Source organism: Rickettsia felis URRWXCal2, assembly GCA_000012145.1.
Taxonomy (GTDB): Bacteria; Pseudomonadota; Alphaproteobacteria; order Rickettsiales; family Rickettsiaceae; genus Rickettsia; species Rickettsia felis.
On the sequence record CP000053.1, the window covers coordinates 282,289 to 298,548 of the forward strand.

The window sequence follows — 16,260 nt, forward strand, 5'->3', positions numbered from 1 at the left end:
TCTCAGGAAGTTTGACGAGATTGCCGCGTCGATGCTACGCATCTCCTCGCAATGACGTTACCTCAATAGAATAACCTTGCTACTCTCAAAAGAGCAAGCAAAATTTTTTATTATTTGATATATTACTAATAGCTTGCTATTATTTTTTACTATTAAAATATATTTATTAATATAAATGCTATTGCGAATAATATGCTTGCTTATTATCATAATATTTTCTTTGATAAGCTTTGCCGATCTTTCTAAGAATGGTCAGAATATTAAAATTAGTAATATGATAGCCGACTTCGTAGAGTATAACGAAAGTCAGGATTTGATATATGCTAAAGGTAATATAAGAATTATCACGGATGAGTATTTATTAACGGCAGATAATTTACTTTATGATATAAAAAATGATATTTTATGGGCAGAAGGTAATATCCGAATTAAGAATAAACAAAACAGAATAATAGAGGGTGATAAAGCAGTTTTAAAAGACGAATTTAAGAAAGGGATTATATCGGAATTCATTTTACTTTCCGGTGATAATAATCTTTTAATTGCTAAACTTGCCGAAAGAATAGACGAAAATAATCTTAAGCTGCACCATGCCGAATTTACCCCTTGCGATGTTACTTGTAATAGAAACCCTATTTGGCAAATTGCTGCTAAAGATACTTATATTCATTCCGAAGAGCATAGAATAGTTTATAAAAACGTATTTTTTGAAGTATACGGCGTACCGATTTTTTACTTACCGTATTTTTTCCATCCAACTCCTACGGCCCCTGCAACTTCCGGATTATTGGTACCTGACGTCAAAAATAAAGGGTTTGGCATACCTCTATATTTACGTGCAAAACCTAATATGGATTTTACTCTCACTCCAAGGATTTTTAGTAAATATCAAACTTATGAGCTAGAAGCACGTTATCGCCCGAATGATACCGATAATATGAATTTTCAAGGTAGTTACGGTAAATTACCGTATTTTCTAAAAAAAGACGGAAATGTAGTAAAAAACAAAAAAGTTTCTTCTTATCATTATATAGCAAGCGGTAATTTTATTAGTACCGATAAAGTTTATGATTACTGCTTCAGGGTGGAGCGTACATCGGATAAAGCTTATTTAAAAAATTATTATAATAACTACGCTTCATATTTAACTTCTAAAATATTCTTAAATAAAATTCATGAGGCTGATTATTTTTCGGCGGAAGGATTAAGTTTTCAAGGCTTAGGTAGTAATGATAGTAAGTATACTGACCCGTTAGTATTACCGAAAATCAATACAAAAAACGTGATAAATTTGAATGATAATGACAACAGCCATATCGTTGTTGAAAATAATACGTTAATGTACAAAGAAAGAATAGGGAAACAAGTCGCTAGAACCTCTTTGCAACTATCCTTTATGCATAATGTGCTGACTTCTTCAGGGCAAATTTTTGATTTTGTAGCAAAAGATAGAGGTGATTTTTATCTTGCTAGACGGGCTTATTTAGATAAGACGAGAGAAAGTAAATCATTTCAAAGGAATATACCGGAACTGCAAACCTTATGGCGTTATCCGTTAGTAGGTAATATAACAAAAACGATAAATTTACTTATTGAGCCGGTAGTTTCTTTTACTATGGGACGTAAACTATCTAAGAAAGATAAAAAATTTGTTATAATTGATCCTGCTAAATATGAATTATCCGAAAAAAATATCTTTTTATCAAATCGTTATAGCGGTATTGATTGTCATGATTTCGGTAATAGATTAAGTTACGGCTTAAATACTAGTATTGCTAAAGAAGAAAATTATTTAAAATTATTTTTAGGACAGTCGCGTAATACAAGATATAGTATAGATTTGCCTGCAGATGATACGGAAAATGTAGGACAGATTCTAGGTAATCTTTCTAATAATTTAGAAGTGTTTTATAGCTTTCGGAAAGATAAATATTTCAGACCTATTAGAGATGAGGTGGGAGGAAATTTTAACTATGATAAGATTAACTTGCTAGGTAGTTTTATTCAGCTTACAAACCTTAAAAAATATTATTCCGTAGAAAGTATAAAGGTTTCAAATAATAGAGTACGACAATTTTATGGAGACATAAATTATCAGCTAGCAGAAAATTGGATTATAGGCTTTGGTGCACGTATTGATCTCTCTAGACGTTCTCCAAATTTACTTACTCGAACTATTAGGGTGACATATGCTAAAGATTGTGTTAGAATTACTGCAAAGATTTATTCCGATTATCTAGCCGATGGAAGTAGAGGAATCAAAAAGACTACCTCTTCGCCGACTATTTCTATCGGTTTAAAGGTACTAAATATGTGAGTTTAGCATTGTGCTTGTGTGGATAGTTGTCATTGCGAGGAGCGAAGCGACGTGGCAATCCAGAAAAAGTAATAAAAAATGCTATTTAGCATTTTTAACTGGATTACTTCGTCAATTTACTATGTAAATTTCCTCGCAATGACGAGTTGCTATCCACATAAAAACTATTCCAATTATTACGTTATGTGAGTCTGAAAAAATATGAAAAAATTACTACTTATAATCATTACTGTTTTTTTTGCTTTTAATGTAGCACAAGCTTCGCTGCCGAATATAGTAGCATCCGTAAATTATGAACCTATTACTCTTAATGAGTTCCGTGCTAGAAAAAAAATGATTATGGCACTAAATAATGTTGAAAGTCTAACGCCTGCTCAAGATAAGCAGCTAAGTGACTTAGCAATCAAGAGCTTAATTGACGAATCTTTGCTTTTTCAATATGCCGGAGATAGAGAAATTCCGCAAGAAGAGATAGATAATGCTATTAAATCTATTGAAGATCATAATAAAATGCCTCACGGTTCTCTTCTTCAGTATTTAAAAAGCAGATCGGTTAATCCTGATAGTTTTATTTCCCAAATTAAATCCGAGTTGATTAAAATGAATATTTTATCAAGTCTATCAAGATCGGTACAAGTAAGTAATAAAGAAATAGATGTCGCAATTTTATCTAGTGATCAAAAAGATGTAGAAATTTCAATGCAAGTATTTACATCTAAAGATGGTGGCAATAAAGCGTTTACACAGATGAATAATTTGAAAAATCGACTAAAAAAATGTGCAGACGTTAAAAAATCGCTTTATGATAATTTTGCTACTATGCAAATTATTACCGATAAGCTTAGCAAAATAGAAGGCGTAAAACAAACTATTGTAAAGGACTTAAGCTCGGATAAAGCAAGCAATGTTTTTGAAGTAAATAACAAATTTGAAATAATATTAGTGTGCAGCAAAAAAATCTTAAATGTTAATGAAGATGAAAATAATTATGTAGTAAACTTCCTAACCAATAAAAAGATTTCACAAAAAGCACAAAAAATGTTTGAAAATATGCGTAAGAAAGCAGTTATAAAAATAATGCTGCCGTCTTAGTATTATTGTCACCACGTGGCTTGGTGTATGGTTCTATGTCATTCCTGCGAAAGCAGGAATCCATAATAAAGCGATATAAATCGAGCTTTTAATTTTAAAAACTTCCTGTATTTATAATTTTTTTGGATTCCTGCTTTCGCAGGAATGACATACCATATGCTCCCTTCAATTGCAAAACATGCAGCATCTCATCAAATTAATCCTCTTAAAAAGCACGGACAAAATTTTATTTTTGACAGTAGTCTATGTGATAAAATTGTACGTGCGAGTAACCTTGCAGAAAATAGCAGAGTGCTAGAAATAGGACCAGGCACCGGAGGGTTAACTAGGTCAATATTGCAGAAAAATCCTGCATCCTTAACTGTTATAGAAACAGATGAGAGATGTATCCCGCTCCTTAATGAGATTAAAGAATATTATCCTAATCTAAATATTATAAAACAAGATGCTCTTAAAATAAATTTAACTGATTTAGGTTATGATAAAGTAACTATAATCTCTAATTTACCATATCATATAGGTACTGAGTTAGTAATTAGATGGCTGAAAGAAGCACGGTTAATTACTAATATGACGCTAATGTTACAAAAGGAAGTAGTAGAACGTATTTGTGCTATGCCGTCAACTAAAGCATATGGCAGGTTATCGGTAATATGTCAGTTAATTACTAAAGTGGAAAAATGCTTTGACGTAGCACCGACTGCTTTCTATCCACCACCTAAAGTATATTCTGCGATAGTCAAACTAATACCTTTAGAAAATCCGCCGTCTATTGCTCTGATAAATAAAGTTGAGCAAATAACAAAACTTGCTTTTGCAGGACGACGGAAAATGATCAAATCATCATTGAAAAATCTTGTACCTAATATACATTAAATATTAACTCAGTTGAAAATCAATGATAATTATCGTGCTGAAAATCTTACTCCTCAAGATTATTTGAGAATTGCCGAAATGTTGGACAATGTCACCTAGTTCGCTTGACGAGCGTTGTTGCATGGCTCGGAAAATCTGCAGGGTGTTATACCGTGGACAAGCCGGCGTTGTTGCATGGCTCAACTTCACTCCTGTCATCCTAGCTAACTTGATCGCGGGATCTAGCTTAAAATACTAAATTATTAATATTTTTTATTGTTTTTATGGACCTAGTTAGCAAGCCACAGGGTGACATAGTGGGGTTTACTGAGGCATGCAACAACGTCGGACAAGCCACGGGATGACACATCATTCAGTTTTATCTAACTTTTTTGCTTCTGCTTCTTGCTGTAGTTTATATTCTGCTGCTTTTTCTTCTATATAGTTAAAAAAGAAATAACAAAATGTTAAAAAGCTAGTTAAAATGATTGCAAACGTTATTAATATTAATTTAAGTTCTTTTTTAGAGTTTTCAGCTTTTAATCGTTTTTCCTCCTCTTCATCAATTATAAACTTAGGTAATATATTTGATTCTTCTTCTTTATTTTCCATGCGTTACCAATATCTTAAGTTTATTAAAAATTAATGATAGAGTTTAAATATCATTTAAGTAAATTACGATATAAAGATACTTAAAATAAGTTAACAATTTTTAATCATTAGTTGTGATTTAATATAAATTACTGGTGCTTTTTAAAATAATTTTCTTTCACCGAACCTAGGTCCTATGCACTTTTAATAGAATAATCATAATTATGGCTCTTTTTAGCTGCAAATTATCAGATTTTTTTGAAATATGAATAACTATTCCTTCAAAAATCTTATTAATTTTCGCTTAAAAATATCTCATAATTATAATCATTAATCAAAAGTGCACAGAACCTAGAGTTTCTGATTGTTAATTTTGGGAAATCTACATTATCTTAGCCAAGTGTATGAAAGTATTTAAGCTTTCTTCGTCGTCTTTGGTCATTATATAAGGTACTTTAACATATATAAGCATTTGATGAGTTTTATCCAATATTTTATTTTTCTCTAAAAACGCATATAATTTATGAGTATTGTTAAATTCATCTTGTATACTAAACGCTTTATTTGCTACAACTGATTTATCAGATTTTGATATAAAATTATCAATAAAATAGTTTAAAGAATCTCCAAATAATTCGTTTAATTGCTGATCATTTTGAAGTTCTTCATATGATAATGATCTTGCAGTTTTCAACTTAAAATAAGATTTAATCATTTCAAGAGCAGAATATCTATCGCAGTTATTATTAAGAATTTTATATAACATTTTTTTATCAAAATATGCAGGTACCATTTTTAAATCCTTATTAATAATTTGCTGTTTGTAATAAGATAATTGACGCATAAAAACGATAATTGTAGCTGTAAGACCTGCAACTAAGATAGAGTATAAATTTAGTGATTGAAAAAGCATATTTTAAATATATTTAATTATAACTACCAACGATAGTATAGTATTTTTGCTTTTCAATCTAAAAATGAACCATTACTATATATTACTTATTTTTTCTTTCAATTAGTTTATTTATCACATATTTATTGTGCCGCTAATAGAACATGAGGTTTGTATAAATTAAGTTTCAACTCAACTAATCAATTTTTATATCTAAGACAAGAAAGTTATTAAAAAATAAATTTCTAAAATCTTATTAATTTTTGCTTAAAAATATATTAAAATATAAGAAAATAAAGAAGTTGAACATCAATTAATGCAGATAAATAAGCAGCAAGAAAAAGGACCGTTTGATATTATTGGTGATGTACATGGTTGTTATGATGAGTTAAAAAACTTATTAGAAAAGCTCGGTTATAGAATTAAAAAAGGTAATAAATATATTATTACTCATCCTCAAGAAAGACGAATTATTTTCGTAGGGGACTTAGTAGATCGAGGTCCAAACTCACCGGAAGTGTTACGCTTAGTAATGGATAGTGTTTCCTCATCTATTGCCTTTTGCGTTAACGGTAACCATGATGACAAACTAAAACGAAAACTTCAGGGACGAAATGTTGTTATTGCTAATGGACTTCAGGAAACACTTGAGCAATTAGAAAACGAGTCGGCGGAATTTAAAGCATCTGTTCTTGAATTTTTAGAAAGTTTAAGTAGTTATTACATATTAGATAATGAAAAATTAGCAGTATCACATGCCGGCATTAAAGAAAAAGATCTAGGGCGTAGTTCTGAGCGAATAAGTAAATTTTGTATGTATGGTGCAACCATCGGTGAAATTGATGAGTTTGGTTTACCGCTTCGTTATCCGTGGGACCAAGAATATCAAGGAAATACGCTGATTGTTTATGGGCATACCCCTGTTTGTGAAGCACAGTGGCTTAATAATACTATAAATATTGATACAGGATGTGTATTTGGAGGTAAACTTACTGCACTTCGTTATCCGGAAAAAGAGTTAGTTTCTGTAGATGCTGCGAAAATTTATTATAAACCAATCAAACCATTTAAGAAATAAATGTATGAGATAGTTCAAATAAAAATTGTAAATATTTTTCATAAGCCTCAGTACAACCCGACTAAATTATTTAGATTTTTGCATATTTAATATTTCTTGCTTTTTTTCTTTTGCTTCAGGGTAGTTGGGGTCCAATTCTAATGCTATATTATATAGCTCAAGTGCTTCATTATACCTTTTTAATTTTTCCATAGTTAATGCTTTATAAAAATATGTATGAGGGTTATAAGGTTCTAATTTTATACCGCTATCAAAAGATTTGAGAGCAAAGTGATATTTAGCTTGGTTAAATAAGGTTATACCTTTGTTATAATGTGCTTTATAATCATTAACATTTAATTTAAGAGCGATATCATAAGATTCAATTGCAAGGTCATTAATTAAAAACTATTCCACGATTTACATATGCTCTAAAATCATCAGGTTTAAGTTCAATCGCTTTATTGTAAGATTCAAACGCCTTGTCATATAGATTAAGATTTCTATAAGCATTACCTCTATTAATATAAAAAATAAAATCATTTAGATCATATTGAATAGCCTTATTATACATTTCAATAGCAAGACGGTACTTTTCTAAATCATAATATATATTACCAATATTAAAATATAATGTAGAAATCTCTAAGTTTAATTCTACAGCTTTGTTATATGCTTCTAAAGCCAATTCATATTTTTTTAAATTTTGTAATGCCAAACCTAAATAAAAATAAGCTAATGAATCATTAGGGGCAATTTCTAGACCTTCACTATAAGCTATTACTGCTAATTCATTTTTACCTAAGGTAACTAATGCGTAACCTTTATTAAAATATGCATAAGCATTAGTTGGATCAAAAATAATTACTTTATCAAAACAATGAATTGCTTGATTATATTCCTGTATTTTAGTTAAAATTACTCCTTTTAAATAGTATGCATCAATATATTTAGAATCATATTCAATTGCTTTATCAAGCATTTTTAAGGCTAAATCATATTCCTTAATTTCATTGATGTGCGACTCGGAAGAAAGCAAGGCTCATATAAATATAAAGAATTTATATTTAGAGGATTAATTAAATGCGGTAATACAGGGAAAGTTGTAACATCCGTAATAAAAAAAGGAGTTTACACTTATTTAATAGTATGGGATGCAACTAATCCCGAAAGAGCAATATATATAAAAGAAGAAAAGGTATTAGAGGAAGTAGAAGAAGTTTTAGAATCATTGCAATTAGAACCGAAATTTTTACAAGAGATAATAACATATATAACAAACTCGGTAAATGCAGAGCATGAATATTATAAGAAACGTATAAAAGAGTTAAACGCAGAAAGTATTAGATTAAAAGACGGTATGGATAGATTAATGAATTTATATATTAAGGGACAAATCAGCGAAGAGAAACACGAAGAAAAAAGATTAGAATTGGAGCAGAAACGCAAAGAAATAACAAAAGAAATTGAAACACGTGATAAAGATGATGATAGCTTTACAAAAATGCTAGTTTCCTTGATATCAACAGCCTCAAGTGCCTATAAGATATTTAAAAGTTCCAGCGTGGGCCAAAAAAGGCGTTTAATAAATTTAATATTTGGGAACTTAATATTGAAACCTGGAAAGCTTGACTTTATGCTGCGTTCGCCGTTTGATACATTGGTGAATTCGCCTAAAACCGGCGAATGGTACCCGCGGCCGGACTTGAACCGGCAAGAGCTTACGCTCCACGGATTTTAAGTCCGTTATGTCTACCATTCCATCACGCGGGCAATTATAAATACAGAACTGTATTTTTCTAAGTGGACAGATTAATAAAAAAAATACAAAAAAGCAAGTACTTTTATCGTTAATATATTAGTCTGATATGAAAAAGTTATTAAACCCTTTCAAAATAGTTAGTTTACGCATTAATTTATTAGATAATTAACTTAAATAGTGACAAAATAGTAATAATATGATAGATTAGTTTCAGAAAGTAATACTTTCTCTTGCATGTTATTGACTTGTTTATTGACAAATGCCGCAAGGTAAGGTAGTTTTGCATAATGAATTTTTATCGGCTCTTATATTTAAGTAAGATTTAAAGTAAAATTTAAGTTTTAGTTATTATAAGCGTGTGTTAAGTTCAAATAAGTAATTTCTATCTAATAAAGGTTTTTATGGCTACAAATATAGTAGGTAAAGTTAAGTGGTATAATTCTACGAAGAATTTTGGATTTATTGAACAGGAAAATGGCGGCAAAGATGTGTTTGTACACAAATCAGCCGTAGATGCAGCAGGTTTACATAGCCTTGAAGAAGGACAATATGTAATTTTTGATCTTGAAGAAAAGCAAGGAAAAGCCTACGCTGTTAACCTCAGAATTAAATAAATATATTTATAATACCAAAAGCAGCTATCCAAAATTGTTTATAATTTAGGGTAGCCTAGTCATCTTTATCAAAATAGTAAATATTTTGTTTTTGTCTTATAATAACCTATATAATTTTAAGTATAATAAATTATTTTTACTAAGGGGCATGAAAATGCCCTAAATCTAATAATATTATTCTGGCTTGAATAAGATTCTAAAATAGTTTCATTATTCATTATCGTTTTATATATTTAGTTGGTTTGTAATCTAGCTTAAGCATATTTTTTGATTCAGGATAATTATATAAGTCGTTATTTTAATTTACTATAACTTATTTTTTATACAATAGACCTGCATAACTTATCTTAGAGGCTATCTGTAAATAAATTTTAATTAGTAATTAAAGAGTTTTTTTAGCGAAAAGTGATAAGATTTTTGAAGAAATAGTTATTCATATTTCAAAAAAATCTTATAATTTGCAGCCGAAAAGAATTAAATTATCGGTTAAAATTTATTTACAGCTAGGCTCAGGAAATAAGAGATCTCTACTCTACTCAAGCGTACTATAGTTAAGTATGCAAGGCTGAGAGAGCGTCTCATATATCTTTAAGAAATGGGTTATGTAAGAGGTCTAATCAATAATGTGCATATTTTGATTTAAAACTATATTGGATTATATAATGAAAAATTTTAATTTATCTGAAGAATTAATTATCGCTCTTGAGACAATGAATATCACTGAGCCGACTGAAATACAAAAGCAATCGATTCCGGTTGCAATGACGGGGTCGGACATACTCGCTTCTAGCCAAACAGGTTCAGGAAAAACTCTCGCTTATTTATTGCCGTTAATTGATTCATTTATTAAAAATAAAAACTACTGCTTTAATTCTTGTTCCGACTAGAGAATTAGCAACACAAATACACAGTACTTTAAATAAAGTAACTACATCCTATAAAATTAATAGTGCAGTTTTGATAGGCGGTGAACCGATGCCTAAACAATTTATGCAATTAAAAAAGAATCCGAAAGTGATTATCGGTACGCCGGGGCGTATTATCGATCACTTAAATAGAGGAAGTTTAAAAATTGATCGCATAGGCATAACCGTACTTGACGAAATGGATAGAATGCTTGATATGGGGATGAAAGAACAGTTAGAAGAAATCAATAAATTTTTACCGGAAAAAAGACAAGTTTTAATGTTTTCCGCTACTATGCCAAAACATATTATTGCTGTTTCTCAAAAATATCTAAACAATCCGATACGTATTACGGTAGGTGCTACTAATAAAGCAGCTGCAGAAATAAAACAGGAATCAATGCATGTTTCTGATAAAGAAAAATTTAGTGAATTAACTAAACAACTTGGTAACAGGGAAGGATCGGTAATTATTTTTGTGAAGACTAAACGCTCTGCTGATCAATTAGCTAAAATGTTAAAATATGAAAATCATAAAGCAGAAGCTATACATGGTGATTTAAGTCAGCGTCAACGTGAAAGAGTAATTTTATCATTTCGTAAGTCAAATCATAGAATAATGGTAGCAACTGATGTAGCGGCTCGTGGACTTGATATTCCTCATACACAGCATGTTATTAATTATGATTTACCTATGTGTCCTGAAGATTATTTACATAGAATAGGTAGAACGGGTAGAGCAGGGGCTACCGGACATGCTTTGTCTTTTATTTCTCCGGATGATGTTATTAGATGGCGTGCAATTGATCGTCTAGTAAATAAAGGTGAAACTACACCACGCAGTGAGTTTAGGAGTGATAAAAATAATCGTAAAAGATCATTCGGTAAAAGAGTCGGCGGTGAGGGTAAAAAGTTTAATTCTTTTGATAATAATCGTAAAAAAACTTTTGACGGTAACAGCTACGGTAATAAAAGAAAGAAAGTATCGTAGTTTAGATTTACGTTAAGAATGCTTCGTCAAAACTTACAGTTTTTCCTCGCAATGACGGAAAAACCGATCTATGCAACAACGCCAACTCTATGCGGGAATGACATCAAGGCATTTTATATCAGGAGGATAAATTCATAAATTTTAATTTTTCACGATTTCAATATATATCTAATATTTTCTTTATATTAATAATTTCTTTTCCCGGAGGTTTAATTTATTTACTTACCGGTTCAACTCTTTCTTTTTGGCTTCGAGAATCCGGTTTTGATAAAATCACTATCGGGCTTTTTAGTTTAGTTAATTTTATTCATATATTTAAATTTTTATGGGGTCCTTTACTAGAAAAAGTAAGTTTTGCTCCTTTAAGTAAGCGAGGATATAAATATTGTTTAATTATTGCTTTGGTTAGCTGTATTTGTTGTGTATATATTCTAACAAATTTTAACCCTAACACTCATTTTATACCATTTGCTTTATGCTTAGTAGCTGTGGCATTTTTTTCTTCCATTTATGATATGTTGCTTCAATCATCACAGATGTTACTTATTACAAATAAAAATTGGGGCATAAGTGAGGCAGCTTGTACTACAGGCTTTAGGATAGGTATACTTATAGCAGGTTCAGGGGCGTTATATTTATCGACTATCATATCTTGGCAAGATGTTTATCGTTCTATGGCAATTTTATGTATACCGTCATTACTATTAATTATAATCTATCCGCTTAAATTTAAAGATAAGACAATTATCAACGATTTTGATAGATTTTGGTATGCTTTTTATGACTTTATCAAGAAACCTAAATGGCTAATAATTGTTAGTTTTATGCTTCTATATCGTCTTCAAGATAATTTTCTTTCAATTATGCCGAATATGTTTTATCTCGATATTGGGTATACGAAGAAAGATTTAGCTCTTGGATATAAAGCTTTTGGTATGTGTGCTGCAATCCTTGGAGGTTTTATAGGCGGGTTTTTGTGCCGAAAATATGAATATTTTTATTTGCTTAAAAGAGCATTAATATATCATGCTTTATCTAGCCTATCTTTTTTATTTCTCTATTTTTATAATCGAGATATTACAAGTCTGTATATAGCGGTCTTTTTTCAAGAATTTACCAAAGGCTTAACTATGTCGCCGTTTTTTTCTTACCAATTAAGATGTTGTAGTTCTAAATATTGTATAACCCAAATTGCGTTAATTACTTCTATTGCTTATATTAGTACCATACTGTTTGGTAGTATTTCAGGCTATGCAGCTACTTATTTAGGTTGGACTTATTTTTTCCTCGTAGCAGGATTTTGTTTTATACCGGCTTATATATTAATTAAATATTTACCGCCTTATGTTATTCCTAGCTAAAAGGGTTGTTGTTGTGTGGCTCGGCTCCATCATCCCGTGATTTATTCACGGGATCTAGTTAAAAATACTAATATTATTAGTATTTTTAGTTGTTTTACTGGATACTGTAGACAAGCCACGGTATGACACTGAACGTGCTTTTCGAACCATACAACAACGCCTAAATTAATCCGCTAATCCGGCTAGCTTTACTTCAGGAAATAATTCTTCTTCCAATTTTGATAGGTCGTGTATTAGCTCCGGACTAAATAGAGGTGCTAATTTGTTAGATAATGGAACTAAGTCTTCATCTGTAGTTATCTTTATAAATTCAATCCTTGCCTTAAATCGTGCCAATTCAAGTTCTTTAATATTAAGATGTGTGTTATTAAAAATTTCCTTGATTGCATCGTGTATTATATAGCTATCTTTTGAAGATAATTTAGACCTCAATGGTCTACTCATAGATAATAGTAATAGATTCGATTCATTGTCAAACATGAACATTTCCACAGGTTCGTCCGTATAAGAGAATTTGGAAAGAAATATTATATGAGTTTTATAATAATCATGATATTTGTCTTTAAGATAGTTTTGGTATTTGCTTAAACCTTCTAGTCGTGTATGTTCTTCTATATTAGCTTTTAGTGTAATACAAGTTTTTAGACGTCCATTGTCTGCAGCTGATACAAAAAATTCATCAATATATTTTTGTTCAGGTTTATATCCACTACTTAATAAAAATTTTATTACCTCTGTATTTTGATATTTTGAAGCTTCACCTAATATACAATCAATGGATGAGATAGCCGGTGATGAACCTATAAGTTTTAAATTATTTTTTTCAATATCCGGTAATTTCTTCTCAAATAAATATTCAAATACACTTAAATTTGAATGACTAATTGCCAATTCAATATGCTCTGGCTTAATGATTGCACCTTTTTGCACTAAAAGATCTATTATTTCTATGCTTTTGTTTTCTCCTCTAATCGCATAATATAATGCATTTTGAACCTTAATATCATCTTGCTCACAAAGCAATTTTACTATCTCTTTATATCCTTTGTCTGCCGCAAGCCCTAAAGGGGTAATATAGTTTATTCCACTATGGTTATTTATATCAAATCCAAAATTTATTAATAAATTAAGCGTTTCAAGATCATTATTAATAACCGCAATTAAAGACAGGGTACTATGAGATGTTCCAACATTATTTGGTTTATCTTCATCGATAGCAAAATAACGTATTGTTTTTATATTGTCAGAAAGAGGAAAATTAAATTGTGAAATATAACGAAAGGCTTCACTAGTGTTCTTATTTATAACGCTCTTAAATAAATTTTCTTCATTTGGAGTATCAATAGTATATATATCACCTTTTCTTGTAGTAAATTTTTTAGGCATAATAATCTAGCAGTAGTTAGTAATATATTAAAATAATAACTTATTTTAATAAAATCAACGATAAATTAAAAAGTTGCTATGGTACTGTTAACAAAATAGCTTTAAAATTATTTTGTTAACAGTACCATACAACAATCTCCAAGATAAATACAAATATATTAGACTTCTTGCATAACGTAGCTAATAAGGAGGAATTTGTAGGATACACGGAAGGGCTTGCCACTGCAGCGTACACTTTAGTACGTGAGGATGCGAGTACCGGATCGACGCACAAATTTTACCCTTAGAAGCAAGTTATGCAAGAAGTCTATTGTCAAAATAGTACTATCAAGTTATTATGGTTAACAAATTTATTAGTGTGCTTTAATTATGTTTATTCAAACTGAAGATACTCCCAACCCTGATGCAATAAAGTTTTTCCCGGGGCAGGAAATAAGTAGTGAACAGCCGGTATTTTTTAGCGATATTTCTGAAGTTAAAGGAAGAAGCAAACTTGCAGAGTCACTATTTTATATTAATAATGTAAAATCAGTATTTTTTGGTAGTGATTTTATAACGGTGACTAAGCAAGCTGAAAGTAATTGGCAAGTTATAAAGCCTGAAGTTTTAATGGTTATTATGGATCATTTTGTTTCGGGATTTCCGGTATTTGAAGAAAGTACAAAAGCAGATAATGTAAATCATAACCTTGATGGGCTTTCGGAAATAGAGAAGCAAATCGTAGAGATTATTGAAACTAGAGTGCGTCCATCTGTGGCACAAGATGGTGGTGATATAATATATAAAGGCTTTGAAAACGGTGTAGTTAAATTAGCTCTTCGCGGTGCATGTCTTGGTTGTCCAAGCTCTACTATCACCTTAAAAAACGGCATTGAATCCATGCTTAAACATTTTGTACCGGAAGTGCGAGAAGTTGAAGCTGTAGAGGAAGATTTTGAGTAATTTAGGTATTGACTAAAAAGAGTTGATTTTAAGTTTCTATGTCGTTCCCGCATTCTATGTCATTCCTAGCTAGAAGCGGGAATGACATAGAAGCCATGTAATAACAACTTCAGCTACTTGCAATGATGATATCTATAATACTAACCTTCCTTTGCAGAATTGATTATATCATTTTGATGCCAAATAACATAATGTAGTTCAACCTCTTTTGGAGCATATACTACAATAGGTAGTTTGCTATTATATCTTAAAAATGTTTCATCGCCTAAAAATACACTAACCGGTTTTATGGTTGCTTTTATCCCAGGGCATGCCATCATTGTACTAGCAGGCTGATCGCTAACTTGATCAATTATATAATAATTATATCCCCATCCTTCTAAAGTTTTTGTTTCCAGCTTACCGCCAAACCAAACACGATTACAATCTTTCATTGCATTTTTTGTTGCTTGCAATTCTACTTTTAGCTTTTCTTCATTAGACTCTGTAGGTAAATGAATTACATATCGTTTTTGGCTATCTGTCGGTAGAGGGTAGGGTGCAATATCTTTTAACGTCTTATCGCTATTAGCTAATAAATAAGTATTTAAAAAACATAATGTAAGAAGTAGTATAATTTTATTTTGCATATGATTGTTTTTTTAAATTAATTAAAATCCATTATTTCGCCTAAAGGAGTTATATAAGAAGAATTTATTTTGCCCTCGGCTATATCAGCACTAAAGCTTTCACTATAGTCAACATCACCATTTTCGTTTATTTTTTTACTTAAAAATAATATAGCATTTTCCAATTTATTTTCTTTTAATATAGGCTGATTATTTAAACTAAAAACTTTCATGGCAAGCCTTTCATTATTAGGTAATCTAAAATATATTTCTGATCCGTTATTGGATTCAAAAAAATTACATTTATTATAAGTACCTAATAATAATAAATTATTTAATACATCTATGGTAACTTGTTCTTCAAGGTTTATAATTTTAGGAAATAATATGTAATTATTGTGATTATTTTGTATATTTGAAATAAGAATAGTTTGAGAGTTATATTGCTGTTTTTCCAAATATATATTTGCAAAATTATTTTGTTTTAATTCTGTAAAGGCTAGTTCAGTCCTATATTTTGTTTTATCACTAGAAAAGTTAGGTAGCGTTTCTATTAAATTAAAATCAAGAGAGGTTTCGCTAAATCTTGTATTCAGCATATTATTTTGATTTAATTCGGTAAAATCTAATTCAGCAGAGTATGTTGCTCCGTCAATGTCTAAACTATATACAGGCTTATCTTCCAATATCTCTTCAAATAAATCTTCCCATAGTTCTTGTAACTCTTGTAAAAAATTTTGAGCGTGTTCTTTAGTTTTACAAGTATCAATTTGTTTTGCAAAGCTTTTTGCTATAAAAAACTTTAAATTTTTTTGATCCGATAAAGATAAATCATGAATGTGACATTTAAATGTTTTATCTACATAGTTTATTAGTGATGCAATATC

Annotated in this window: 13 protein-coding genes, 1 tRNA gene and 4 pseudogenes; 9 read left to right on the forward strand and 9 right to left on the reverse strand. The window is 30.2% G+C overall.

Annotation, left to right across the window (positions count from 1 at the left end; all coding sequences use genetic code 11):
- Positions 1–2: 2 nt before the first annotated feature.
- Positions 3–210 (reverse strand): annotated as a pseudogene (locus tag RF_RS11895) (hypothetical protein).
- On the opposite strand from RF_RS11895, the gene RF_RS01385 reads away from it, so the two are divergent.
- From RF_RS01385 to rsmA, 3 genes and pseudogenes are all read left to right on the forward strand, one after another.
- Positions 176–2,317 (forward strand): LPS-assembly protein LptD, encoded by a 2,142-nt coding sequence (locus tag RF_RS01385; protein WP_011270606.1) that lies wholly within the window; start codon positions 176–178, stop codon positions 2,315–2,317. The pseudogene RF_RS11895 and the gene RF_RS01385 sit on opposite strands and share 35 nt — an antisense overlap.
- 201 nt (positions 2,318–2,518) lie before the next feature.
- Complete coding sequence (locus RF_RS01390; protein ID WP_011270607.1) at positions 2,519–3,409, forward strand: SurA N-terminal domain-containing protein; 891 nt, start codon at positions 2,519–2,521, stop codon at positions 3,407–3,409.
- 156 nt (positions 3,410–3,565) lie between these two features.
- A pseudogene (gene rsmA, locus RF_RS01395) lies at positions 3,566–4,384 on the forward strand (16S rRNA (adenine(1518)-N(6)/adenine(1519)-N(6))-dimethyltransferase RsmA).
- 249 nt (positions 4,385–4,633) lie between these two features.
- On the opposite strand, the gene RF_RS01400 reads toward rsmA, so the two are convergent.
- Positions 4,634–4,876, reverse strand: a complete 243-nt coding sequence (locus tag RF_RS01400) for an RP671a family tick cell line-upregulated protein (RefSeq protein ID WP_011270609.1) — start codon at positions 4,874–4,876, stop codon at positions 4,634–4,636.
- 361 nt (positions 4,877–5,237) lie between these two features.
- The gene (locus RF_RS01405) at positions 5,238–5,768 is read right to left on the reverse strand and encodes a hypothetical protein (protein WP_011270610.1); all 531 of its coding nucleotides are present in this window, start codon (positions 5,766–5,768) and stop codon (positions 5,238–5,240) included.
- Positions 5,769–6,063: 295 nt separating this feature from the next.
- Between RF_RS01405 and RF_RS01410 the strand changes: the two genes are divergently transcribed.
- Positions 6,064–6,825, forward strand: a complete 762-nt coding sequence (locus tag RF_RS01410; protein ID WP_011270611.1) for a metallophosphoesterase — start codon at positions 6,064–6,066, stop codon at positions 6,823–6,825.
- Positions 6,826–6,891: 66 nt separating this feature from the next.
- On the opposite strand, the gene RF_RS11175 is transcribed toward RF_RS01410, so the two are convergent.
- The 3 genes from RF_RS11175 to RF_RS01420 form a co-directional block, all read right to left on the reverse strand.
- Positions 6,892–7,206, reverse strand: a complete 315-nt coding sequence (locus RF_RS11175; RefSeq protein ID WP_318248851.1) for a tetratricopeptide repeat protein — start codon at positions 7,204–7,206, stop codon at positions 6,892–6,894.
- Complete coding sequence (locus tag RF_RS01415) at positions 7,202–7,843, reverse strand: tetratricopeptide repeat protein (RefSeq protein WP_011270612.1); 642 nt, start codon at positions 7,841–7,843, stop codon at positions 7,202–7,204. The genes RF_RS11175 and RF_RS01415 overlap by 5 nt, the downstream gene beginning before the upstream one ends.
- Before the next feature lie 648 nt (positions 7,844–8,491).
- Positions 8,492–8,577 (reverse strand) — tRNA-Leu (locus RF_RS01420).
- Between the two features lie 390 nt (positions 8,578–8,967).
- On the opposite strand from RF_RS01420, the gene RF_RS01425 reads away from it, so the two are divergent.
- The 3 genes and pseudogenes from RF_RS01425 to RF_RS01435 all read left to right on the forward strand — a co-directional run bounded on the left by RF_RS01425 (position 8,968) and on the right by RF_RS01435 (position 12,437).
- Positions 8,968–9,180, forward strand: coding sequence for a cold-shock protein (locus tag RF_RS01425; protein WP_011270614.1), 213 nt, complete (start codon positions 8,968–8,970; stop codon positions 9,178–9,180).
- Positions 9,181–9,842: 662 nt separating this feature from the next.
- Positions 9,843–11,076: pseudogene (locus RF_RS01430) on the forward strand (DEAD/DEAH box helicase).
- Positions 11,077–11,210: 134 nt separating this feature from the next.
- Entirely contained in the window at positions 11,211–12,437 is a 1,227-nt protein-coding gene (locus RF_RS01435; protein WP_081427739.1) for an MFS transporter, read from the forward strand.
- A 165-nt stretch (positions 12,438–12,602) separates the two neighbouring features.
- On the opposite strand, the gene RF_RS01440 is transcribed toward RF_RS01435, so the two are convergent.
- Entirely contained in the window at positions 12,603–13,823 is a 1,221-nt protein-coding gene (locus RF_RS01440; RefSeq protein ID WP_011270618.1) for an ankyrin repeat domain-containing protein, read from the reverse strand.
- A 134-nt stretch (positions 13,824–13,957) separates the two neighbouring features.
- Here RF_RS01440 and RF_RS08565 point away from each other — a divergent pair.
- Positions 13,958–14,136: pseudogene (locus RF_RS08565) on the forward strand (palindromic element RPE1 domain-containing protein); the annotation flags it as partial.
- Positions 14,137–14,192: 56 nt separating this feature from the next.
- Positions 14,193–14,765, forward strand: a complete 573-nt coding sequence (locus RF_RS01445) for a NifU family protein (protein WP_011270619.1) — start codon at positions 14,193–14,195, stop codon at positions 14,763–14,765.
- A gap of 140 nt (positions 14,766–14,905) precedes the next feature.
- On the opposite strand, the gene eco is transcribed toward RF_RS01445, so the two are convergent.
- Positions 14,906–15,394 (reverse strand): serine protease inhibitor ecotin, encoded by a 489-nt coding sequence (gene eco, locus RF_RS08570; RefSeq protein WP_011270620.1) that lies wholly within the window; start codon positions 15,392–15,394, stop codon positions 14,906–14,908.
- Between the two features lie 17 nt (positions 15,395–15,411).
- Positions 15,412–15,831, reverse strand: a complete 420-nt coding sequence (locus RF_RS11900) for a hypothetical protein (protein WP_081427803.1) — start codon at positions 15,829–15,831, stop codon at positions 15,412–15,414.
- Positions 15,832–16,260: the final 429 nt, after the last annotated feature.